Source organism: Bacillus sp. CGMCC 1.60114 (genome assembly GCF_042676365.1).
Taxonomy (GTDB): domain Bacteria; phylum Bacillota; class Bacilli; order Bacillales; family Bacillaceae_G; genus Bacillus_A; species Bacillus_A rhizoplanae_A.
The window spans coordinates 224,381-245,823 of the sequence record NZ_JBHTHG010000012.1; the positions used below are offsets into that span (position 1 = coordinate 224,381).

The 21,443-nt window shown below is 35.2% G+C and carries 24 protein-coding genes, 1 pseudogene and 1 riboswitch; of the genes and pseudogenes, 4 read left to right on the forward strand and 21 right to left on the reverse strand.

Features of this window, described 5'->3' with window-relative positions; all coding sequences use genetic code 11:
* Positions 1-132: 132 nt before the first annotated feature.
* The 10 genes and pseudogenes from ACFQZ1_RS07135 to ACFQZ1_RS07180 all read right to left on the reverse strand — a co-directional run bounded on the left by ACFQZ1_RS07135 (position 133) and on the right by ACFQZ1_RS07180 (position 9,512).
* A complete protein-coding gene (locus tag ACFQZ1_RS07135; RefSeq protein WP_336482651.1) occupies positions 133-381 on the reverse strand; it encodes a biotin/lipoyl attachment domain-containing protein in 249 nt (82 codons plus the stop codon).
* Positions 382-408: 27 nt separating this feature from the next.
* Positions 409-699 carry an SAV0927 family protein gene (locus ACFQZ1_RS07140; RefSeq protein ID WP_377881415.1) on the reverse strand — a complete coding sequence of 97 codons (291 nt, stop codon included), beginning with the start codon at positions 697-699 and terminating at the stop codon, positions 409-411.
* 24 nt (positions 700-723) lie between these two features.
* Complete coding sequence (locus tag ACFQZ1_RS07145; protein ID WP_377881416.1) at positions 724-2,019, reverse strand: Glu/Leu/Phe/Val family dehydrogenase; 1,296 nt, start codon at positions 2,017-2,019, stop codon at positions 724-726.
* A 492-nt stretch (positions 2,020-2,511) separates the two neighbouring features.
* The gene (locus ACFQZ1_RS07150; protein ID WP_377881417.1) at positions 2,512-3,861 is read right to left on the reverse strand and encodes an APC family permease; all 1,350 of its coding nucleotides are present in this window, start codon (positions 3,859-3,861) and stop codon (positions 2,512-2,514) included.
* Positions 3,862-4,327: 466 nt separating this feature from the next.
* Positions 4,328-5,296, reverse strand: coding sequence for a class 1b ribonucleoside-diphosphate reductase subunit beta (gene nrdF / locus ACFQZ1_RS07155; protein WP_377881418.1), 969 nt, complete (start codon positions 5,294-5,296; stop codon positions 4,328-4,330).
* A 198-nt stretch (positions 5,297-5,494) separates the two neighbouring features.
* Positions 5,495-6,445, reverse strand: a complete 951-nt coding sequence (locus ACFQZ1_RS07160) for a ribonucleotide reductase large subunit (RefSeq protein WP_377881500.1) — start codon at positions 6,443-6,445, stop codon at positions 5,495-5,497.
* Between the two features lie 382 nt (positions 6,446-6,827).
* Positions 6,828-7,955: pseudogene (locus tag ACFQZ1_RS07165) on the reverse strand (ribonucleotide reductase N-terminal alpha domain-containing protein); the annotation flags it as partial.
* The gene (nrdI, locus tag ACFQZ1_RS07170; RefSeq protein WP_377881419.1) at positions 7,942-8,301 is read right to left on the reverse strand and encodes a class Ib ribonucleoside-diphosphate reductase assembly flavoprotein NrdI; all 360 of its coding nucleotides are present in this window, start codon (positions 8,299-8,301) and stop codon (positions 7,942-7,944) included. The pseudogene ACFQZ1_RS07165 and the gene nrdI, both read right to left, overlap by 14 nt.
* A 557-nt stretch (positions 8,302-8,858) precedes the next feature.
* A complete protein-coding gene (locus ACFQZ1_RS07175) occupies positions 8,859-9,173 on the reverse strand; it encodes a hypothetical protein (RefSeq protein ID WP_377881420.1) in 315 nt (104 codons plus the stop codon).
* Between the two features lie 144 nt (positions 9,174-9,317).
* The gene (locus ACFQZ1_RS07180; protein ID WP_377881421.1) at positions 9,318-9,512 is read right to left on the reverse strand and encodes an abortive phage infection protein; all 195 of its coding nucleotides are present in this window, start codon (positions 9,510-9,512) and stop codon (positions 9,318-9,320) included.
* Between the two features lie 171 nt (positions 9,513-9,683).
* Between ACFQZ1_RS07180 and ACFQZ1_RS07185 the strand changes: the two genes are divergently transcribed.
* Positions 9,684-10,241 carry a GNAT family N-acetyltransferase gene (locus ACFQZ1_RS07185; RefSeq protein ID WP_377881422.1) on the forward strand — a complete coding sequence of 186 codons (558 nt, stop codon included), beginning with the start codon at positions 9,684-9,686 and terminating at the stop codon, positions 10,239-10,241.
* 165 nt (positions 10,242-10,406) lie between these two features.
* On the opposite strand, the gene ACFQZ1_RS07190 is transcribed toward ACFQZ1_RS07185, so the two are convergent.
* Together ACFQZ1_RS07190 and ACFQZ1_RS07195 are read right to left on the reverse strand one after the other, a co-directional pair.
* Positions 10,407-11,006 (reverse strand): histidine phosphatase family protein, encoded by a 600-nt coding sequence (locus tag ACFQZ1_RS07190; RefSeq protein ID WP_377881423.1) that lies wholly within the window; start codon positions 11,004-11,006, stop codon positions 10,407-10,409.
* A 58-nt stretch (positions 11,007-11,064) separates the two neighbouring features.
* The gene (locus ACFQZ1_RS07195) at positions 11,065-11,223 is read right to left on the reverse strand and encodes a hypothetical protein (RefSeq protein WP_377881424.1); all 159 of its coding nucleotides are present in this window, start codon (positions 11,221-11,223) and stop codon (positions 11,065-11,067) included.
* 250 nt (positions 11,224-11,473) lie between these two features.
* Here ACFQZ1_RS07195 and ACFQZ1_RS07200 point away from each other — a divergent pair, with 250 nt between their 5' ends.
* Positions 11,474-11,659, forward strand: a complete 186-nt coding sequence (locus ACFQZ1_RS07200; protein WP_154712412.1) for a YkvS family protein — start codon at positions 11,474-11,476, stop codon at positions 11,657-11,659.
* 46 nt (positions 11,660-11,705) lie between these two features.
* Here ACFQZ1_RS07200 and queF read toward each other — a convergent pair whose 3' ends face one another.
* The 4 genes from queF to queC are packed head-to-tail and all read right to left on the reverse strand — an operon-like array spanning position 11,706 to position 14,108.
* Positions 11,706-12,203, reverse strand: a complete 498-nt coding sequence (gene queF, locus ACFQZ1_RS07205) for a preQ(1) synthase (RefSeq protein WP_377881425.1) — start codon at positions 12,201-12,203, stop codon at positions 11,706-11,708.
* A gap of 30 nt (positions 12,204-12,233) precedes the next feature.
* Entirely contained in the window at positions 12,234-12,950 is a 717-nt protein-coding gene (gene queE / locus ACFQZ1_RS07210; protein ID WP_377881426.1) for a 7-carboxy-7-deazaguanine synthase QueE, read from the reverse strand.
* A complete protein-coding gene (queD, locus tag ACFQZ1_RS07215) occupies positions 12,943-13,437 on the reverse strand; it encodes a 6-carboxytetrahydropterin synthase QueD (RefSeq protein ID WP_377881427.1) in 495 nt (164 codons plus the stop codon). Before queD ends, queE begins: the two co-directional genes overlap by 8 nt.
* On the reverse strand, positions 13,437-14,108 hold the full coding sequence (gene queC / locus ACFQZ1_RS07220) for a 7-cyano-7-deazaguanine synthase QueC (protein ID WP_377881428.1): 672 nt from the start codon (positions 14,106-14,108) through the stop codon (positions 13,437-13,439). The genes queD and queC overlap by 1 nt, the downstream gene beginning before the upstream one ends.
* Positions 14,109-14,194: 86 nt before the next feature.
* A riboswitch (PreQ1 riboswitch) is annotated at positions 14,195-14,238 on the reverse strand.
* A gap of 234 nt (positions 14,239-14,472) precedes the next feature.
* On the opposite strand from queC, the gene ACFQZ1_RS07225 reads away from it, so the two are divergent.
* Positions 14,473-15,681 (forward strand): ATP-binding protein, encoded by a 1,209-nt coding sequence (locus tag ACFQZ1_RS07225; RefSeq protein WP_377881501.1) that lies wholly within the window; start codon positions 14,473-14,475, stop codon positions 15,679-15,681.
* Positions 15,682-15,691: 10 nt separating this feature from the next.
* On the opposite strand, the gene ACFQZ1_RS07230 is transcribed toward ACFQZ1_RS07225, so the two are convergent.
* The 4 genes from ACFQZ1_RS07230 to ACFQZ1_RS07245 form a co-directional block, all read right to left on the reverse strand.
* Positions 15,692-15,808 carry a DUF6254 family protein gene (locus ACFQZ1_RS07230; RefSeq protein WP_377881429.1) on the reverse strand — a complete coding sequence of 39 codons (117 nt, stop codon included), beginning with the start codon at positions 15,806-15,808 and terminating at the stop codon, positions 15,692-15,694.
* A gap of 188 nt (positions 15,809-15,996) precedes the next feature.
* Entirely contained in the window at positions 15,997-16,530 is a 534-nt protein-coding gene (locus tag ACFQZ1_RS07235) for a DinB family protein (protein ID WP_377881430.1), read from the reverse strand.
* Positions 16,531-16,670: 140 nt separating this feature from the next.
* Positions 16,671-18,365 (reverse strand): M3 family oligoendopeptidase, encoded by a 1,695-nt coding sequence (locus ACFQZ1_RS07240; protein WP_377881502.1) that lies wholly within the window; start codon positions 18,363-18,365, stop codon positions 16,671-16,673.
* 265 nt (positions 18,366-18,630) lie between these two features.
* Entirely contained in the window at positions 18,631-19,077 is a 447-nt protein-coding gene (locus tag ACFQZ1_RS07245) for a MarR family winged helix-turn-helix transcriptional regulator (RefSeq protein ID WP_377881432.1), read from the reverse strand.
* Between the two features lie 164 nt (positions 19,078-19,241).
* On the opposite strand from ACFQZ1_RS07245, the gene ACFQZ1_RS07250 reads away from it, so the two are divergent.
* Positions 19,242-20,738, forward strand: a complete 1,497-nt coding sequence (locus ACFQZ1_RS07250; protein WP_377881433.1) for an ATP-binding protein — start codon at positions 19,242-19,244, stop codon at positions 20,736-20,738.
* Between the two features lie 28 nt (positions 20,739-20,766).
* Here the strand turns inward: ACFQZ1_RS07250 and ACFQZ1_RS07255 are convergent, their stop codons facing one another.
* Complete coding sequence (locus tag ACFQZ1_RS07255) at positions 20,767-21,048, reverse strand: Spo0E family sporulation regulatory protein-aspartic acid phosphatase (protein WP_377881434.1); 282 nt, start codon at positions 21,046-21,048, stop codon at positions 20,767-20,769.
* Positions 21,049-21,443: the final 395 nt, after the last annotated feature.

A 21,443-nucleotide genomic window follows, 5' to 3' on the forward strand; every position in this document is an offset into this window, starting at 1 on the left:
CTCCTTTGAACTACTTAACTTGTATTGTATCACTAAAAATAGATTTTTTTAATTAATCTGACAATAAACATTTTTCCTTTATTTATTAAAAAAAGGAAGATGAATGCTTCCATCTTCCTTTTTGTTCTCTAATTAATCACTACCACCAATTAAAATATCTTCTTGAATATAAGCTAATACCATCCCTGGAATTACCTTATCTCCTGCTTCTACTTCTAAGGATTGTACTTCTCCACTACATCCCATTTTAATTACTTCCAACTCACCATTCATATTTTTAATAGCAAACAGTGGTTCCCATTCGTAAATTCGGGAGTCCTTATCAATAGCCACTTTTTCAACCGTTCCATAGCACGGGCTCGTAACGATCTCATAAAACAAAATGAATCATTCCCTTCTTTTATTCTATTAATATTGTTCTGCCAACATTTGTGGCTGAAGAATCATATGGAAAAAACTTCGAAAATCTTCTACATCTTCTACTTCAATCCCTAACTTAGGTGCCCAATATTGTTCCTGTTCAATATCTTCTTGACTTAATAGAATCATTCTTCCATTCTGAATAGAAGTAACCATTGCTTTTCCCAAAAATTGCAGTGAATACGTAACGGCTATATCATATCGATGACAATTCGACACGATACAATAATAACCGATCGGTTGTCTCTCAATTTCTTCTAATAAAATATCAAGCTTCATTTTATTCCTCCCTTTGTTAAAAGGTTAAAACTGCAACCAACCTCTTAGGCGCGATGCCTCTACAATTTTACGAACTCCCTCTATATAAGCAGCAATTTTCATATTTACTCCAAAATGTTTTGAAGTATTGAATACATCAGAAAAACTAGATGTGATTTTCTCCTTTAAGCATTGGTCGACATATTGCTCTGTCCAATAATACCCTTGGTTATTTTGACACCATTCAAAATAAGAAACAATAACACCTCCAGAGTTTGCTAAAATATCTGGAACAACCAAAATGTCTTTCCCTTCTAACATTGTGATCGCCTCTTTTGTTGTCGGACCATTTGCGGCCTCAATTACAATCTTACATCTAAGCCTTTCTGCATTATGTTTCGTAATCACTCCTCCAATTGCTGCTGGAATGAGTACATCACATTCTTTTTCTAACAGCTCTTGGTTAGAGATTGTTTTACTAAAGAGGTTTGATACTACTCCAAACGAATCTCGATTTTCTAGTAAATAAGGAACATCCAAACCATCTGGGTTGTGAATGCCACCTAAAGCATCAGATACTCCTACCACTTTCACACCAATATCATATAAATATTTTGCTAAATGACTTCCAACGTTTCCAAACCCTTGAATGATTACTCGCATATTTTGGAGTGGAATATGTTTCAGCTCGCTCACTAACTGAAGTGTATACAATACTCCTTTAGAAGTAGCTGTTTCCCGCCCTTGTGATCCCCCTAGCATCAATGGCTTTCCAGTTATAAAGCCTGGGGAATCAAATTCTCTAATATGATCATATTCATCTAGCATCCAAGCCATAATTTGAGCATTTGTATACATATCAGGAGCTGGAATATCTTTAGTAGGCCCAACAATTTGGCTCACTGCTCTTACATAACCGCGACTCAGTAACTCTAGTTCTCTAAAACTCATCTCCTGCGGATTACAAATAATCCCGCCTTTTGCCCCTCCATATGGAAGACCCGTTACTCCACATTTCAAACTCATCCAACCAGCAAGTGCTTTTACTTCCTCAGCTGTAACATCTGGATGAAACCGGATACCACCTTTTGTTGGCCCTGCTGCATCGTTATGCTGGGCACGATACCCTTGAAATACTTTTGTTCTTCCATCATCCATTCGAACAGGAATGCTTACTTCTAAAAAGCGCATCGGCTTTTTCAAAAATTCAAATACTTCCTCTGGATAACGTAAAATCTGGAGCGCCTCTTGTAATATAGACTGAAATTCCTCTAAAGGATTTTCAATCTCACCTTTTCCCTGTATAGATTGAGTTGTATTTTTTTCTGATTGAATTGCCACGATAACACCTCATTTATATATTTTTACTAGTTCTATAAAGCAATAAGCGTGCCAAATAAAAATATAATGTTTATCCCGTTATTCGTGGGCAGTAAGACCCCACCTCAAGATTGAAAGAGAAGCGTTGTCCAGCTCTAGCGGCTAGAATCTCCGGTCGTTTCGCCCCCTCGGCCGAGGCAAAAAGCGCCTCTCTGTCGGGTGCTCCAACGTCCTGCGATTCTGGGCGAACCGCTTTCGCTTTTCTACAGAAGATAGGTGGGCGATAACTGCTAGCATGCGCCCGATTGGTGAGAGCTTTCCATCAGTGGGGGACGAAAAAACCCCCACTGATGGAAGTTTCACTTTATATTCCCTTTTCAGCCTTCTCTCTGGAACTGATTTACAAATTTTCTCTCTTTCTTTATGAATTGTTGAATGACTTATGCAATATTGCATAATTTTAAAATCTCCAAAATAAAAAACATCGGAAAAATTCCGATGTCTTTTGTTATTTTACATTTCCTGTACTTCTTCAAAATGCATTTGCGGCGGAGCTGATCGAAACATGTTCGTAACATATAAAAGGTAACCAATTCCGATAGCAGCCCAGCTAAGTCCAAGAATAAGCGAATGAATATTGAGGTTAAACCATAACACAGCTACTGTACCTGCTCCTAGAATAGGCAGAACTAAGAAATTAAAAAAGTCTTTTACTGTTTTATATCTTTTTTGCTTTATAACATAGTAAGCGATTACAGATAAATTAACAAATGTAAATGCAATAAGCGCTCCGAAGTTAATAAGAGATGCTGCTGTTTCTAAATCGATAAATATAGCGGAAAGTGAAATAATTCCCACAATAATAATGTTATATACGGGAGTTCGCAAGCGAGGATGAATGTATCCAAATATCTTCTCCGGGATTACATTATCTCGCCCCATTACGTATAATAATCGCGACACACTTGTATGAGAAGCTAAACCTGATGCCAATGTTCCCATAAATGTCCCTACTAAAAAGAAAGTTTGAAATAATTTTCCTCCAACGAATAGCGCGATTTCTGGTGCCGCTGATTCTTGATCTTTAAATACGGATGCATCTGGAAAAAAAGATTGTGTGAAGTACGTAGTAACAATAAATAAAATTCCGCCAATTAAAGCGGTAAGAAAAATAGCCCGAGGAATTGTCTTCTTCGCGTTTGGTGTTTCTTCCGAAAATGTAGTTACCGCATCGAAACCTAAAAATGAAAAGCAAAGAATTGTGGCCCCCACAACTAACGATGATATGTGTATATCTGATTGAAAAAACGGCTGAATGGAAAAAACTTCTCCAGTTCCTTCTCCTGCTATCAATCCTTTTATAACAAGAAATACAAACACAACCATTACTAATATTTGAAACACTACTAAGAATGTATTGAAATTAGCAGTAACATTAACACTAATAATATTTACCAGTGAAATCAGTAGGACAAATCCAACAACCCATAACCAAGAAGGAACACCTGGAAAAAGTGCGGACATATAAATCCTCGTTAATAGCGCATTTACCATTGGTAAAAACAAATAATCCAATAACGCTGACCATCCGACAAGAAATCCAAGCCTTGCACTAATTGTCTTCTGGGTATACGTATAAGCAGATCCCGCAGTCGGAAAAACCTTTACCATTTTGCCGTAGCTTGCAGCTGTAAATAACATTCCTGCTAATGCAATAAGATAAGCTCCTGGAACATGCCCGCCCGTTTTTTCAGAAACGATTCCAAATGTATCAAACCCCACCATCGGCGTCATATACCCGACACCTAGCATGACAATTGACCAAAGTCCTAATGAACGTTTTAAACTAACTTCTTTTCCCACCTATCATTCCTCCTACTTTCTCTATCTAATTTCCATGTAAAGTTTGATAATGAGACAGAAAACGCTTTCAATAATCCGTGTATATGATATATCGCATTCCAAACCCTCCTTTTTCTATTTTTTAAATATTCATGCAATTTTTGAGCCAAAAATTTCTTGTTTAAAAACTTGAGAGGATAAGCCCATTTTCACGCTTCAAAGATACAGCAGGTAAGATTATTTTCTTTAAATTTTTTGTTAGTTTTTTATTCATTTTGACATAACTTATTCAGTCTCTCATACCACTACATACACGTGAAGTGACACTTTAATTAGTCGAAAAATAACAAATTTATTATGAAATAAAGTGAAACTTCCGTCAGTGGGGGTCTTACTGCCCGCGAATAACGGGATAATAACATTATGTAAACTATCAATACAAAAAAAGCTGCCTTCATATGAAAGACAGCTTTTTCAATCCTATCTATTAAAAATCAAATACGAAATCATCATCTGATAATTTTTCAACATTTGTTGCTTTTACATAACCATTCCCTTTTACAGAGAAGAAATCATGGTTTTTCGTATCAGTACGTAAACCATTTAATACAATTGGGTTAATTTCTTCTTCTTCAAAGTGCGGTTCTAATCCTAAATTCATTAGCCCTTTATTTGCATTGTAACGAACGAAACGATTCACATCTTCAACAAGACCAATAGATGTATAAATTTCTTCTGTGTATGCTGTTTCAATTTCATACAGTTCCACTAATAAATCCATCGTTTCTTTTTGTACTTCTTGTTGTTCTTCAGCAGAAAGCTCTGCAAAAACTTGCTGTGCTAAAATACCAACAAATACACCGTGGATAGACTCATCCCTGATTATCAAGTTGATAATTTCACCACTCGCCGTTAATTTCCCTTGCCCTGCTAAATACAACGGATAGAAGAATCCACTATAGAACAAGTAACTTTCTAAGAACACACTTGCTACCATTGCCATGTATAGTTCTTTTTTCGTTACTTGAGGTTTTAATAGACGACGGTAGTAATTTGTAATAATCCCTGCTTTTTTTACAAGTATCGGATGAGTATCTACCCATTCAAAAATCTCATCAATTTCTTCTTCACTTGCCAATGTCGTAAAAATGTGACTGTAGCTCTTCGCATGTACTTCTTCCATTGCTCCCATGAAAGCTAATACACTTTTTGCTTGTAAGTTCTCAAGGTGCACAAGAATAAGAGGCATTCCCTCGCCGCCTTGCTTCGTATCAAGGAGCGTTAAACCACCTAGTACGCGCTTATACGCTTGTTGTTCTTCTTTTGATAACTGCACCCATGTGTTTTTGTCAGAAGAAACTGCAATCTCCTCTTCTGTCCAAAACTGAGCGATGTTTTGCTTCCAAAACATTAAACTAAAATCGTCTTCTTTCTTGTTCCAGTTTACCGCGCGCATTGAATCACCCCTTCTTTATATTGTTACATTGTCCTAACGTACGGTAAAATTTCCATTTCATAATGAAAATCTAACCGTGCGTTAGAACGTAAATTTAATAACTAAGCATGAGCAGGGTGTTTCTGCCCCTGCTCATGATGATACTCTATTGTAAATACTACTTGTACAATTTGTTTCTTCTCTTTCAAAAGTAACTCATCATACCGTGCAAGCTACACACTCTTCGACACTTAACTTGCGTGTTCTTGTGTAATACAAACTCTTTAATCCTTTTTTATGAGCATAAATATAGTAACGTGCTAATTCACGTGTAGAAATATCACTATTTACATAAAGAATTGTACTAATCCCTTGGTCAACGTGCTCTTGAATTTCTGCGATTAAATCAATCAATTTAAACTGATTCATATCGTAAGAAGATTTATAATACCAGAACGTATCTTTTGATAAATACGGCATTGGATAATATGTTGTTGCATTCGCATACGTTCTTGATTCGATTTGACTTACGATTGGCATTACACTTGAAGTTGCATTTTGAACATAGCTAATCGATTGTGTCGGAGCAATGGCTAGTCGATATGAATTATATAAACCATGCTTCTGCACTTGTTCTTTTAAGTTTGTCCAGTCTTCTTTTGTTGGAATGTGGATTCCTTCAAATAATTGTTGTACTTTCTCAGTTACTGGACTGTAATCTGTTGTTTCATACTTCTCAAAGTATGTTCCTTTGGCATAATCCGATTTATCGAAGTCTTTAAATGTTTCGCTCTTCTCTTTCGCAATTTCCATACTCTTTTCGATGGAGTAGTAGTTAAGCATCATAAAGAATGTACGAGCAAACTCTTTCGCTTCTGCACTCTCATAAGCAATTTTATTTTTTGCTAAATATCCGTGTAAGTTCATCGCACCAAGCCCAACAGAATGAAGCTCATCATTTGCTTTTTTCACAGTCGGTGCGTTTGGAATAATTGTCATATCAGAAACAGCTGTTAAAGCTTCCATACCTGCATGAACCGCTTCACGTATTTCTTTATTCTCCATCACGTTCACGATATTTAATGATCCTAAGTTACAGTTAATATCACGGCGGATAATATCATCCGTACCATAATCATTGATTTCAGATGTTTCTTGTAACTGGAAGATTTCAGTCTCTAATGTTCAACTGAGGTCGCTACTCTCAGCCCGTTGCTTACACAACTGCTGTATGTCACCATACAGGACAGACTATATCATCACCTACAGCATAACCTGATTAGGTGCTCCGCTTTTCGAGCGCCGATTGCTTGCGCCCTACTCCCATATGGGATAGTCGTTAGGCATTTACTTATCTTAGTCTTTCAGAAAGTCTCTTATCATTTCATGCTGTCTCTTTTTAATTTTACATATGCAAAATGATAAGATACGCCCTGAATAAAACAACTTGTTCTAAGATAAGATTTAGCACGGTAGGTTACCTCTAATTAAGGCTTTCCCCGTTTAACGGAGTTTTCGACTAGCATTTCTACTAGAAGGTGCTACATAGTTAACACAAGTTAGACATCTTCACAGTTCCAACATCCTTTAACGGATGCTGCTTATTCGCATTTGATTTAAACATTAAGTATGGATAACCAGACTCAAGCTGAATCATTGCAATTTTAATAAGCATATCACGTGCGCTAATATCAAGTGGTTTCTTTTTGATATTCGGATTGCTCATCAGTTCATCATACATTTCATCAATGTCGATATCATCTAAATGTTTTCCGTACTCTTTATACACTGTATAAGGTGCGAAAACATGGAATGGTTCGTTTTTCTCCGCAAGCTCAAAGAACTTACTTGGAACGATAATTCCGATTGAAAGAGATTGAATACGGCTCTTCTCATCGGCATTTATTTTTTTTGTATCGAGGAACTCAATAATATCCCAATGGAAAATATTTAAATATACCGCTCCGGCACCTTTTCGTTGGCCGAGCTGATTCGCATACGAAAACGAATCTTCAAGTAATTTCATAACTGGCACAACACCGCTTGCCGCGTTCTCGATACCTTTAATTTGTTCACCGCGCGCGCGTAGCTTACTTAAGTTAAGCGCTACACCGCCGCCGATTTTTGATAACTGCATCGCCGTATTAATGTTAAATCCAATCGAGTTTAAGCTATCATCCATCTCTAACAAGAAACAAGACACCATTTCTCCTCTTCTGCTTCTTCCCGCATTTAAAAAGGTTGGTGTCGCTGGCTGATAGTTTTGTTTTACAATCATACTTGCGAATTGCTTCGCTTTCTCGACATTTCCTCGTCCTAAGTATAACGATACGATCGCTACGCGATCTGGATAGCTTTCTAAGTATCGTTTTTGATCATTTGTTTTTAACGCATAATCTTTATAGAACTTAGATGCTGCCATATAAGATTGAAACTCGAAGTTTTCGCCATATGTGATATCATATACAGCTTCTATCTCGTCCATCTTATACTCGCTTAACACATCATAGTAGTAATCGTTCTCCAACATATACTTGATGCGTTCTGCCACGCTATCAAAATGAACGGTATTCTCTTTCGCCTCTTCCATAAAGACTGCTAGTGCCTCTTTATCTTTGTGCAGCTGATAGAATCCGTCCTGCATTTGCGTGATCTCATTATTCAATTCAATGTGTCGCAATCTCTAGCACCCTCTCTTTAAAAAATTCTACATCTTTATTTGTTCCAGATAACTCAAATTTCGATACAATCGGCACTTCATATCTCGTTGCAATTTTGTCTGCACTTGCCCCAAACATATCTCCCCAATTGCGATTTCCGCTTGCAGATACTCCCTTTAAGCGTTCGTGATTACGTTCTAAAAATTTTAAAACACGTTCTGGCACATTTCCAAAACCTGTTGTGTACGTAATAAGGATAAATTCTTCGTCTAATACGAGATTTTCGTTAACTTGAACGGCCGGCATATTTAATTTATGGATGAAACGCTTCACATTTCCTGTCATAGAATCATATGCAACTAACATCTCCGACCCTCCTCTTACATCTTTTCATATCATGTTCGTTCTTGATGATTTCTCCATATATTGTATTACTTTTTAAAAAAGGACACAAGATATATGTATAATTTCTTTTTATTTAAAAATTTATTTTTTCGACAGAAACAGCCGATCTTTTTACAATACAAAGAATATGAAACAACATTCTAAAACGCATGTCAATAAAGTGTATTTCTAAAAAGTTGTCAACGGATTTACCCATGTTTTCAAAAAAGTTAACAGTATAAATTTGTCAAAAAAAGAAATATACCTACGAAATCTATTTTTCGTTTGTCAAAAAAAAACGAACAGTTTCCTTACTAGAAACTGTTCGAAACCGGTTACACATTTTCTATATTATACCCCTCTTACTTAAAAACAGCTACATTCAAATAAGAGATTTTCTTTTCAATATTCGTTACTAAAAAACTCACAATCTATCCTTTTTTGGTACACGATTAAAAATATCGCTGTGTCATTTACAACGAAAACGAGAAAAATGCGCAAAGTATCCTAAAACAAGCACGCGCAAAAGACAACTCCTATTAATTATTTTCTAGGCGCACTATGTCCTTCACAAATATATGATAGAAATTTTCATCTTTACATTGCATCGTAAAAATAGGGGATTCTTCATCGAAATACTCAATTGTACCCTTAACTTTTTGAATAGAATTTTGAAGTTTAGCTACTACAAGCACATTTTGTTCTTGTTCATACGCTGTTTTTAGTTGTTGAATGATCTCCTTCGTTCGCTTTCGTTTTTCAGGAAACATAACCATCCCAACAAATTTTCTTTCTTCCTCATCTTTCCAAAGATAATCCCAGTGCGGAAGTATTCCTTGCTTAAACTCTCCCATATGAGCTCCTCTCCTTATCTTTATCTCACCCTTTTTAGCAATTATCGCATATCTATCTTCTTTAGGCAGATAATAACTTCAAAAAAATTTACTTGTTTTAATTAGCAAACAAACTCATTAGCGTTTAAGTGGCAGGTAATTGACCTACGAGCGAGGTGTTTCCATATACGTATAGATAATTTCTCCCCCGTGCTGTGCGTTACCACGAAAATGTTTAAAATCTTGGCGTTCTACTAAAACTTCACGAAATGTATAAAAGACTTCTTTTGTTACAACATATTCTTCTATTTCCTTATTTTTAAGCTGATCTAAAATCATATTTACTTGTTGTTTATCCATACTGTTCGCCTCTCTATATTACTTTTATTTTACGATTTTCCCCAAATATCGACAATACACTTTTCTAATACAGTTAACAAATTATCCCGCTATTCGCGTGCAGTAAGACCCCCACCACTGATAGAAGTTCCACTTTATGATACAATAAAATGGACAACCAGGAGGGATAACATGATTCGGAAAGCAAAACAAACAGATACTAAGGCAATATCTCCTTTATTGTACAACGCACTGCATGAAGTTGCTGAAAAATTAACAGGTGGTACAACCGAAACCGAAGTTCTAGAAGGTTTAGAGTATTGGTTTACAAAAAAACAAAACCGACTCAGCTATGAAAATTGTTTCGTTGCAGAGCGTGATGGAGATGCAGTTGGTGTTATTATAACCTACCACGGAAGTGAAGCAACAAAGCTAGATGCCCCAATTGTAAAACGATTACGAAAAATGAAACAAGATTCTTCTATTATATTAGAAAAAGAAGCCGAAGAAGATGAATATTATATCGATACCTTGTCTGTTTCATCTACATATGGCGGACAAGGTATCGGTTCAAATTTAATTCTTGCTGCTGAAACACACGCCAAAGAAAAAGGGCATGAAAAAGTTTCATTGTTAGTAAATCTAGAAAATGAACCTGCATTTTCTCTCTATAAAAGGCTTGGTTATAAACAAGATAACACAATTACGCTTGTAGGCGAACCATATGCTCATTTAGTTAAGCATGTATAATATAAAACATTGCACCTATTTCACTTTATTCCGCTATTCGTGGGCAGTAAGCCCACCACCTCAAGATTCAGAGAAAAACGAAGAAGATAGGTGAGGGATAACTGCTGGCATGCACCCGATTGAGCGGGCTTCCATCAGTGAAGGCCCACTGATGGAAGTTTCACTTTATGGATACGTTACAAATACATTTCCTTCTATTACTTCGTCGAAAGTATAAATTGTACACTCCCACGGTTTCGTCTGAAACAGCGGCGGTCCATGCCATCCTCGAGTACGCAGCTCTTTACCAATCATCGCATTAAAATAACTATGTCCAATCAGAGCAACTCGCTGATATACGTTCGCATATCCAATCAATACATCCGCCGCTTGCTTCGCTCTTTCTTGTGCTTCTAAGTATGATTCAACATTCTTCGAATAACCGATCATCCAAAATGCGCGACCTAAAAACATCCATACCTTCGGTTTACATTTTATCCATCTTGGTACAGGTAAAAGAGAAGGAATAGCAGCTTCGCGAAAAAGTGGATTCTGTATAAAAATAATATTGTTAGTCAACATTGTTGCTGATTGAACAGCTCTTTTTTGATCACTTGCCACTATAAACTTTGAGGCTTCAATCACTTCAAGCGTTTTACTTGGAATGTCTGTGTCTCTCATAATATCTTCATACTCATATTTTTGCAGCCATTCTTGAAATTCTCGTACTGTCATCGCTTTTTTGTGAACACTAGAGCGCCCATGATTTATGAAAGAAATTTGCATCTTTCTCACTCTCCGTTCAACATGCTTCACATTATATTATTACAAATGCATGTATGTCTCATTCAGTACTTCCATCTTCATGACTAGAAAAAGAAGATACACTATCAATTCCCTCATAGTATATGTATGTTTCATGTTCTCGAATCATTTTTAATTTCGTATATGCAAACAGAAATAAAAGAATAGCTATCAAGCTCCCCACAATCTCAAGTTCCATTTTATCGCCCCTGTTCCATTATACTCCCATATATTCATGTTACAATTATGAAAATGAATTTCTTACATTCATGTTACAATTATGAATATGAGTTTCCTTCTATGAATTTCCTGTGAAAAATTAGTATTTTTTTCAAAAATTTTTCTTGGAAACATTTACAAAAGATGAAATATCGTTCAAAATAAAGAAAAATACAAAAAGAACGAATCTTGTTCTCTTTTTCGTAAAAATGTAACAAGGAGAGTTGCTTATGAAAATCGCAGAAGCTGGAGATATCATTGAATTCAAAGACGGTTTACAAGGGCGCGTTCAAAAAGTAAATAAAAACTCTGTTATCGTAGATATAACAATTATGAATAATTTTAGAGAGTTAGATATGGAACCGCTTACTGTTGTCAATCATAAAAACTATACAATTATTACGCAACATGCATAGAATACTAGAAAAAAGAGGCAGCGTATAAAGCTACCTCTTTTTTTCTTTAGCGATTATCTACTGTTTCTGGATATAAATCGTGATTCATTAAACGATATTCAGCCATTTTTTCATATTTTGTTCCAGGACGACCATAGTTACAATATGGATCAATAGAAATACCACCACGTGGTGTAAATTTACCCCATACTTCGATGTAACGAGGATCCATTAGTTTAATTAAATCATTCATAATTACATTCATGCAATCTTCGTGAAAATCTCCATGATTGCGGAAACTAAATAAATATAACTTTAACGATTTACTCTCTACCATTTTTTGCTCTGGAATGTAGCTAATATAGATTGTCGCAAAGTCTGGTTGTCCTGTTTTCGGGCATAAACTTGTAAACTCCGGACAATTAAATTTTACAAAATAATCACGATTTGGATGATTATTATCAAACGTCTCTAAAATTTCCGGGCTATATTCAAATAAATATTTTGTATTTTGATCTCCCAGTAATGTTACATCTTTCAAATCTTCATCTTTTCTTCCAGCCATTTTAAAAATCTCCCTTCATTCATACAGTAATTATACACCGCGTTTATTGCCCCATACTAAAGCGTGAAGTTGCGGTAATACTTTTGCATCATTCATTTCCTTACATTGCATTGCTTTGTCAATGAGCCATTCGTATTTTGTGAGCAGACGTTGGATTAACGATGTATCGTCTGTTGTCTGTGTATCATCATTTCCAACTTGTAAGAAAAACGGAACGTGCGGATAACGTTCATGTACTTCTTTTGCGTATACAAAATCTTGATCATCAAAGACAACTACTTTTAAACTAAAGTTTTTTCCATCTAACTTATCAATAATCGAATCTAGCATAGCAAAATTCGTTGTCATCTTTGAACTCGGTGGCTTTGGTGAAATTGTCAGCTCATCTATATGAAGTAACCAATCTTGCCACTTACTTCCTTGCGTTTCAATTGCTGTACGAATCCCTTTCTTTTTTAATAAAGAAATCAATTCTCCTAAATGTTTCAACAACGCTGGATTCCCACCTGAAATCGTTACATGCGAGAAATTTTCACCACCAATTTGCTCAAGTTCAGAAAAAATTTCTTCTGGCGACATTTGACGAATTTGATCTTTCGCAGAACCGTCCCATGTAAATGCAGAATCACACCATGAGCAGCTATAATCACAACCTGCAGTGCGAACAAACATTGTTTTTTGTCCAACAACCATCCCTTCTCCTTGAATTGTCGGTCCAAAAATCTCTAATACAGGAATGTTACTCATCCATCATCCACTCCCGTCTTGCTTCTGCATAACTTGTTGGTGTTTCAAATAAGCGCACAAATTCAACACGCGCTCCTCTATATTCATTTTGTCGATCACCTTTTTTTAGTGCCTCTTCCATTTTCTCAAAAATCCATACAACCATATTTTCAGCAGTTGTATTCATTGCTGGAAGTGTTTCATTTAGGTAACGATGATCTAAATATATTTCAATTTCATTTTTCCAAATTTCTTTTATATCACCAAAATCAATCGCTAAGCCAATTTCATTGACATAACCACTGATTCCAAAAACTACTTTATACGTATGCCCATGAAGGTTTTTACATTTTCCTTCATAACAATGTAGATGATGTGCAGCATCAAACGTAAATTCTTTACTAACCATAACGCGTTTATTATGATACTTCAGTTGCTTACGATCAATGTCTTGATCTATTTTTTGTAAGTTTTCAACAATGCGAAATCCAAAGAAGTTTTGTGTCATTATGCTTTTGCTCCTTTACGCTCTTGTACATATTTATCAAGTCCTGCTTTACGAAGCTGACACGCTGGACATTCACCGCAACCATCACCAATAATCCCGTTATAACACGTTAACGTTTTTTCACGGACAAATTCAAATGCCCCAAGTTCGTCTGCCAATTTCCACGTTTCTGCTTTATCAATCCACATAAGTGGTGTATGAATAACGAATGGATAATCCATCGATAAATTTAATGTAACGTTTAGCGATTTCACAAACACATCACGGCAATCTGGATATCCGCTAAAGTCTGTTTCACACACACCTGTTACGATATGGCGTGCCCCTACTTGTTTAGCTAACACAGCTGCAAACGATAAAAATAATAAATTACGTCCATCCACAAATGTCGACGGCAATTCCCCATCTTCATGTGTAATTTCCATATCTGTACGTGTTAACGCATTAGGAGCAAGCTGATTTAACAAGCTCATATCAAGTACGGTATGCTTCACACCTAATTCTTTTGCAATTTCAGCCGCACATTCAATTTCAAGTTTATGGCGCTGATTATAATTAAAAGTCACTGTTTCTACTTCTTCAAACTGTTCAAGCGCCCAAAATAAACATGTTGTACTATCTTGACCGCCACTAAAAACAACAACTGCTTTTTCCTTTTTCATTTCACTCATTCTCCTCTTTTCTTGATTACAAGAAGAAAGAGCGTTCTTGAACTGTCATACTAAAAAAAACAAAACAATATCTACAGAATATTGTTCTCTCCTTAGTTTTTTATAGAGGGAGTTCGCGAACCTCTCCCATGCTGTACATGGACTGTCTTCTTCAATTTTCATCTTTCATTGTAACATAGCAGGTATATAAGTGGAAAACGTCTATTTTTTCTGTTTTTTCTAAAAATAACATTTCATTTTCTTTCATATTAATAGTATGATAATTCTATATGTCGTATCTTTCACTTCTCACTACAAGGAGGTTTTAAAGCTGAAGCTTTTTATTATGTACCTCTTCTTAAATATATTGTTTATTTTGGTTACAATGTTAATTTATCATTTATTTTGGAGCGAAAAAGGAAATCGCTCTCCGAAGCTCAATTCGTTTGTATTTGTCCTCTCCTGCAGCATTGCCACTATTGTCTGTATGTCATTTGCTGCAAAAGTTGATTTTGGCTTTCAATTCGATTTCCGACATATCGTGCTAATTGTCGGAACATTATCTGGTGGCCCTGTTGCAGGTGGGGTAATTTTTAGTATTATGAATCTTTATCGTTTTCTTATCGGCGGGAGCGGTGTCATACCTTCTATTATCGCCTCTATCGTTTTGTACATTCTTCTTCTTACAACATACAAAACATATATAAAAGGGAAAATACGACCAAAAATGTATTTAGCTTTTTTTTACAGCCTAGTTTATGGAATAGTTTGGATTCCTTATTTTCTATCTATAGTCCCAAATCCAATGAACTATATACCTTATATCATCACATACGAATTATGCACAATTATAGGAACGATTTTAATTTTATACTTAATGGACGTTTTACAATCGCAAGTTCGTCTTGCAAAAGAACTTGTGAACGTCGAGAAATTTCAATTGATTGGTGAGATGGCTGCTTCAATTTCACATGAAATTCGAAACCCTCTTACATCAACGAGAGGATTTCTCCAATTGCTACAAGCGAAAAACTACTCAGAAAAAGACAAGCTGCTGTATTTAGACATCGCTATACGCGGTATTGATCAAGCCAATCATGTATTAACAGACTATTTAACATTCGCAAAACCAAGTATTGAAAAAATACAAGCGTTACAGTTAGAAGAAGAATTACTGCATGCTCTTACGCTCATGACACCATTAGCGAACCTTTCTAACGTTCGTATTCATTATACGAAACAAAGTAAAATATTTTACATAATGGGAGAAAAACAAAAGCTTAATCAATGTCTTTTAAACATTATAAAAAATTGCATTGAAGCGATGCCAAACGGCGGAGATCTTACTTTTACCTTAACACCCGCTCATAAACACATCCACCTGCATGTTCAAGATACTGGAATGGGTATGAGTAACGAACAAATAAAACGCCTCGGTTCCCCTTTTTACTCTACAAAAGAAAAAGGCACAGGTCTTGGAATGATGGTTGTGTTTAGTATTATAAAAGCAATGAACGGAAAAATTGATATCTCTAGTAAGAAAAATGTTGGAACGTCTTTCCTTCTTACATTTCCTTTACTAGAAAAAACGTGATGCAACTGCATCACGTTTTTTTCGTTTCATCCACAAGCTCCGCAAAAGTCTTCACTTTCCCATGTGGCTGCTGATGTTCTTTTCGCGCTTTCCATTGTCGTTCTTGCTCCTTCTTTTTATTTCCCATTATTTCAACTCCTTTTAAGATATCCTTATATAGGTTCCAACATATGAAGTAGGAATATACATACGGGAAGTGATACGAAATTTATGGAAATTGAAACAATAGTGGTGCATATCGCCTGCAAGAACTCTAAATAATCCATAAAAAACTTCCATGAGTGAGAATGAAGACCCACTGATGGAAGTTTCACTTTATCTTTGCAAAATTGAATGTTTTGCTTCTTTTAACTGTGTAAGATGACGTTGTTCATGTAAATCTAAGAATTGTACCCATTGATATAAATTAAGCTCATCAAATACAGGATGTTTAAGCGATTTTTCAAATAGTTCTTTTTCATTAACAATGCTATGAAGAACATGCAAGAGCTTTTCCCTTGAACTCTGCAGTAATTGAATCATTTGTGCTTTTTTCATTAGTGTTTCTGTAGGTTGCATTTGCTGAGGGGCTTCTCTCTTTCTTGTTCGATCGAGTGTAACTTGAAGGTCTTGTAGTGGAACAACTTTTCTTTCGTTCTTATGAAGTGCATATACAATTGCGGATGTAACAGATTGTTCAACAAGATGAAGGTGATGTAAAACTTGCATAATGCTCCATTTATCACGGCGCGGTTTCGTATTAATTTCTGTATCTGTTAACATTTCAATTTCGGATAAAAGCATCTGTCTTGTAGAGGACATCCCTCGTAACAACGTCTCCATATTCATATTTGCATAAGATTGCATCATATTTCTCCCCCCTATTTGGTTAAAAAGAGGCGCTTCTTCTAAAGAAACACCTCCTTTTTAATTATTCTAAATTTTCTTATATTATCTCATTTTTCCAAACATGTGTCGATTGCAATTTCATAAAAAACAGTGTATATTTTTTACAATTTTGTGTCATCTACTTTATCTAACCACGCATGAATTTCCTCGATAACACCCTTCACACATCCATCAGCAAACGGAGATGTTAAATTTGCCGTTTCAACTAATCGTAAGAATGATTTACTTCCGCCTTGACGGCAAAGATGAACATAATCTCCCCATGCCTCTTGATGATTCTCCCTAGAGCGTTTCCAAAACTGAAGCGCACAAATTTGTGCTAACGTATAATCAATATAATAAAATGGCGAATTATAAATATGCGCTTGACGTTGCCAAAAGCCTCCGCGCTCTAAATAATCATTTTCTTCATAATCACGGTGCGGTAAGTACTTTCTTTCAATCTCACGCCAAGCTGCTTTACGCTCAGCTGGTGATGATTCTGGATGTTCATATACAAAATGCTGGAATTCATCAACAGATACACCATATGGTAAAAATAGTAAAGCTGAACTTAAGTGTGAGAAGTAATATTTCTCCGTATCTTCTTCAAAGAATAATTTCATCCACGGCCATGTGAAAAACTCCATGCTCATCGAATGAATTTCACATGCCTCATATGTCGGCCAATTATACTCCGGAATTTCATAATGGCGGCTTTCATATACTTGGAAAGCATGTCCTGCTTCGTGTGTTAACACATCAATGTCACCAGACGTTCCGTTAAAATTTGAGAAAATAAAAGGTGCTTTATAGTTTTCAATATATGTACAATAGCCTCCGCCAGCTTTTCCTTTTTTCGCTACAAGATCAAGTAAATTATTTTCTAACATAAAGTTAAAAAATTCATTTGTTTCTTCTGATAGTTCTCTATACATTGTTTTGCCGTGGTTCACAATCCAATCCGCATCACCTTTTGGTACAGCGTTACCAGATGCGTATTCAAAATTCTCATCATAATACGCAAGTTTCTCTACCCCAATACGCGCCTGTTGCCTTTGTCTAAGTTCTGTTGCAACAGGAACAATATAATCAAGCACTTGCTTACGGAAATTTGCAACCATCTCTGCATTATAGTCAGTACGATACATTCTTGCATATCCAAGTTCTACAAAATTGTTAAAGCCCAGTTTCTTCGCAATTGTCGTTCTTACTTTTACAAGTTCATCATAAATACGGTCTAACTCTTCCTCATGCTCTGCTAAAAAACCATAATATGCCTCACTTGCTTGTTTACGCATATTACGATCTGTGTGCTCCATAAACGGAACAAGTTGTGATAATGTTCGCTCTTCTCCTTCAAACAAAATTTTAGCTGCCGCTAATAACTGTGTATATTGAGAAGATAATTTATTTTCTAACTGTAAATCTGCTACCACGTCATCGGAATATGTCTTCATTTCAGCCTCTGCAAGTGCAAAGAGCTGCGTACCATAATATTCTTCTAATTGTTTTCGAAATGGAGATTGTGTTAATGCGTCGTAATATTTTGTCACATATCCTTTCACAATTGGAGAATACTCATCAAAGAAATCTTGTTCTTCTTTATAGAATCCATCTGTTGTATCTATACTGTGACGAATATAACATACGTTATACATAGTGCTGAAATCATTGCGAATTGCATTAATATGTGCAATTACTTTCTTTTGTTCTTCCACTGTTTTTACATTCTTGAACTGCTGCAAAGCTTCTGTAAATCTTTCTTTTACTTCATCCATATTTGGACGTTTGTACTCATAACTTTCAAATGACATGTAAATAGCCCCTTTCTCTTCTAAAAAGCATCCTCGTACTATTATTCCATACATTTCGCAAATCCCCTTTATTGATCAGCGAAATTCACCCTACGCGTATTTTAAAATTCATACATCTTAATTTTAAACTTCAGATACATTAAAAATTCCATACGATCATCCATTAAGTAAGAAATAAGATTCAGCTAATCATCAGCAGGCTGCTCGCAAGTAGCGGGATAAAAAAAACTTTGAATTATTCATTCAAAGCTTACAAAAAACTTTATTATTTCTCATACTTTCCTATCTTCTTTAACAACGTTAATAGCTGATCTTTCTCATCCTTTTCTAACATATGGAATGATTCATGTATGACCTCTTCATGATTCGGAAAAATATTGGAAATCAATTGTATTCCTGATTCCGTTAAATGAGCATAAATGACACGCCGATCATTTGGACAAGGCTTTCGCTCTACAAGTCCTTTTTTCTCTAATTTATCAACAACATACGTAATACTACCGCTTGCAATTAAAATTCTTTCTCCAATTTGTTGCAACGGTTGATCTCCTTTATGATATAACAATTCTAGCACTGCAAACTCTGTTGGATTTAACCCGTTACTTTGAATAGATTTATTGGCAATATCCATAACCGAGCGGTGTACGCGCGATAAAGCGATAAATACTTTCAACGATTTGGAAATATCTTCTTTTTCATATTGAGACGTCATAACTCTTCAACCCTTTACTAAATTTCTTTTCAAATAATTATATTATATCGAATTTCAAAAACACCGTCTCGTTTAAATATATTTCAATAAAAAATAACATAAAAACACTGCATATTTAAGAATGTTTATATATAATGAAAATAAAAAAGAAGGAGTTAGCAATTTTGAACGTAAAACTACGCAATACTTATATATATATTTTACTTGTTATATTGCCAACCCTTTGTATGAGCGCTCTCTTTTTTTCATATCGCAAATATACAATGCAGCAGGAAAATGAAAAGGCAGCTCATAAAGTCGTATTTTTATATAGAGACTATTTAGATCGTTATCTTGGAGAAGCAACATCTGCATTAGAAATGCTTGCCATGGTTATTAGCGCAAAAACGAACAACAATAATGAAATGCAACAAGTTCTACAAAGTACAGATGAAAGAGACCCTCGCTTTTCTGGTCTGTATTATGCAAATACAGATTTTAAAATTACATTATCATCATCCAGTCTGAAAACAAATATTGATATCGCCGATCGTTCTTATGCACAAGAAACTTTGAAAAATAAAAAAACAACTGTTTCATCTGCACTTACTGATCGTGTTTCTGGACATCGAGTCATTGTAATCGCTACTCCTGTTCTGAATAAGAACAAAGATGTTTCTGGACTCCTCGTAGCAAGTTTACGATTTGACTATATTGCAGCATCTTTAAATGCAATCAAACCAAAATACCATTTTGAAGTGCATGATAAGCAAGGAATCTCATTTTTACAAGACGATCATCACAAATTTACTCAAAAAAACACACAACAAATTACTGTTCCATTAACAAGATTACCATGGAGCGTTACTGTTTACCCGCTACCTATTCAACAAACGGTTCTATATCGGAACGTCTTTACGGAATGTTTAATAACATTATTTCTTATGAATATTTTATTTTTAGTTATAAAGTATATGCTTTTGAAAAGACAAACAAAATTGGAAAGAAAACAAAATGAAGTACAAAAACTAGAATTAGTTGGCTCTTTTGCTGCAAGTACAGCTCACGAAATCCGCAATCCTCTTACAGGTATTAAAGGACTTGTTACGCTTTTGAAAGAAAAACATACAAATGAACAAGACCAATTTTATTTCTCAGTTATTGAACAAGAAATTGAGAGGATTAATGAAATTGCTAGTGAATTCCTTATCCTTGGAAAACCAACTGCTATTTTTGAAAAAACATACGATTTAAGAGAAATTATAAAAGAAGTTTCATTAATTATTAAATCCGAGGCAAATTTACATAACGTTCACATTTCCATACATATGCCAGAAAAGCCACTTCTTATTCGTTGTTCAAATGATCACATTAAACAAGTTATTTTGAATATTACAAAAAACGCTTTTGAAGCCATGTCATTAGATGATACATTGACAATTACAGCCGAAGCAAGTGGAAATATAGCTCAATTACGTATTGTAGACACAGGGAAAGGAATTCCAGAACACATCCAAAAAAAAATTTTTCATCCATTTTTTACAAATAAAGATACAGGAACAGGATTAGGCCTTGTCGTATGCAAAAGAATCGTTGAAATGTATAATGGTCAAATTACGATTAAAAGCAAAGAACATATAGGAACAACTGTATGCATTATACTCCCGCTCCATTCACAATAATCATCCCTTTTTTTCCATACAGGGATGATTATTTCATAAATGCTGTAATAAACATTCTCCAAAACATATTCGATTTCACACTATGTGACGTTTTAAAAAGTGGCGTTTTTAACATTAAAAGCCACTTCGATACTTTATTCTCTTTGTAACGTTGATATTTCATAATAAGCATGTCCAATTCTTGACTTACTTGAATTGTCTCTATGCTATCAAGTCCATTTACAAGCCCTAAATGAATCATTTCCTCGCGCTTCACATTAATATCGCGCAAAAGCTTGTCCATTGTAGATTTTCTTTTTGCTACAAACATGCATATCCCCCTCGATATTCTTCCGTAATCTGTATTTCCTTTTATCAAAAAATGGAAATTTCCGTTTCTCCCCCGCCAAATGCGAATGTTCAGAAAATTAAACATTTTCTCCCTGTAATTTACAAATCTTTATCCTCACCTTGAGAATTATTACAAATTATTCTATCTTTGTAAATACATTCGCAATAATAGACATTTTTTTTGTTTTATTTTATTTGAAATCCTACTTAATTGTAGATTTACCTTCTTTTCACAATTTTATTTTCGACATTTTGTGCGGTTAAATTACTTCAAAACGTAAACGATAACAATAGATTATCATTTATCTCGCATTAACAAACACTCACCCCGTCTCAAGATTATGAGAAATGAAAGAATATAAATGAGGAAACCAG

Bases quoted from the DNA above. Each gene is read 5' to 3' on its own strand.
- ACFQZ1_RS07245 (WP_377881432.1), bottom strand. From the start codon at position 19,077: ATGACGTCTCAATATGAAAAAGAAGATATTTCCAAATCGTTGAAAGTA.
- ACFQZ1_RS07240 (WP_377881502.1), bottom strand. From the start codon at position 18,365: ATGTCATTTGAAAGTTATGAGTACAAACGTCCAAATATGGATGAAGTA.
- queE (WP_377881426.1), bottom strand. From the start codon at position 12,950: ATGAGTAACATTCCTGTATTAGAGATTTTTGGACCGACAATTCAAGGA.
- nrdI (WP_377881419.1), bottom strand. From the start codon at position 8,301: ATGTTAGTTGCATATGATTCTATGACAGGAAATGTGAAGCGTTTCATC.
- ACFQZ1_RS07230 (WP_377881429.1), bottom strand. From the start codon at position 15,808: ATGGGAAATAAAAAGAAGGAGCAAGAACGACAATGGAAAGCGCGAAAA.
- queC (WP_377881428.1), bottom strand. From the start codon at position 14,108: ATGAGTGAAATGAAAAAGGAAAAAGCAGTTGTTGTTTTTAGTGGCGGT.
- ACFQZ1_RS07235 (WP_377881430.1), bottom strand. From the start codon at position 16,530: ATGATGCAATCTTATGCAAATATGAATATGGAGACGTTGTTACGAGGG.
- ACFQZ1_RS07140 (WP_377881415.1), bottom strand. From the start codon at position 699: ATGAAGCTTGATATTTTATTAGAAGAAATTGAGAGACAACCGATCGGT.
- ACFQZ1_RS07255 (WP_377881434.1), bottom strand. From the start codon at position 21,048: ATGTTTGTAGCAAAAAGAAAATCTACAATGGACAAGCTTTTGCGCGAT.
- ACFQZ1_RS07225 (WP_377881501.1), top strand. From the start codon at position 14,473: ATGTTAATTTATCATTTATTTTGGAGCGAAAAAGGAAATCGCTCTCCG.
- ACFQZ1_RS07180 (WP_377881421.1), bottom strand. From the start codon at position 9,512: ATGGATAAACAACAAGTAAATATGATTTTAGATCAGCTTAAAAATAAG.
- ACFQZ1_RS07185 (WP_377881422.1), top strand. From the start codon at position 9,684: ATGATTCGGAAAGCAAAACAAACAGATACTAAGGCAATATCTCCTTTA.
- ACFQZ1_RS07175 (WP_377881420.1), bottom strand. From the start codon at position 9,173: ATGGGAGAGTTTAAGCAAGGAATACTTCCGCACTGGGATTATCTTTGG.
- queD (WP_377881427.1), bottom strand. From the start codon at position 13,437: ATGACACAAAACTTCTTTGGATTTCGCATTGTTGAAAACTTACAAAAA.
- queF (WP_377881425.1), bottom strand. From the start codon at position 12,203: ATGGCTGGAAGAAAAGATGAAGATTTGAAAGATGTAACATTACTGGGA.
- nrdF (WP_377881418.1), bottom strand. From the start codon at position 5,296: ATGCGCGCGGTAAACTGGAACAAGAAAGAAGACGATTTTAGTTTAATG.
- ACFQZ1_RS07195 (WP_377881424.1), bottom strand. From the start codon at position 11,223: ATGGAACTTGAGATTGTGGGGAGCTTGATAGCTATTCTTTTATTTCTG.
- ACFQZ1_RS07200 (WP_154712412.1), top strand. From the start codon at position 11,474: ATGAAAATCGCAGAAGCTGGAGATATCATTGAATTCAAAGACGGTTTA.
- ACFQZ1_RS07190 (WP_377881423.1), bottom strand. From the start codon at position 11,006: ATGCAAATTTCTTTCATAAATCATGGGCGCTCTAGTGTTCACAAAAAA.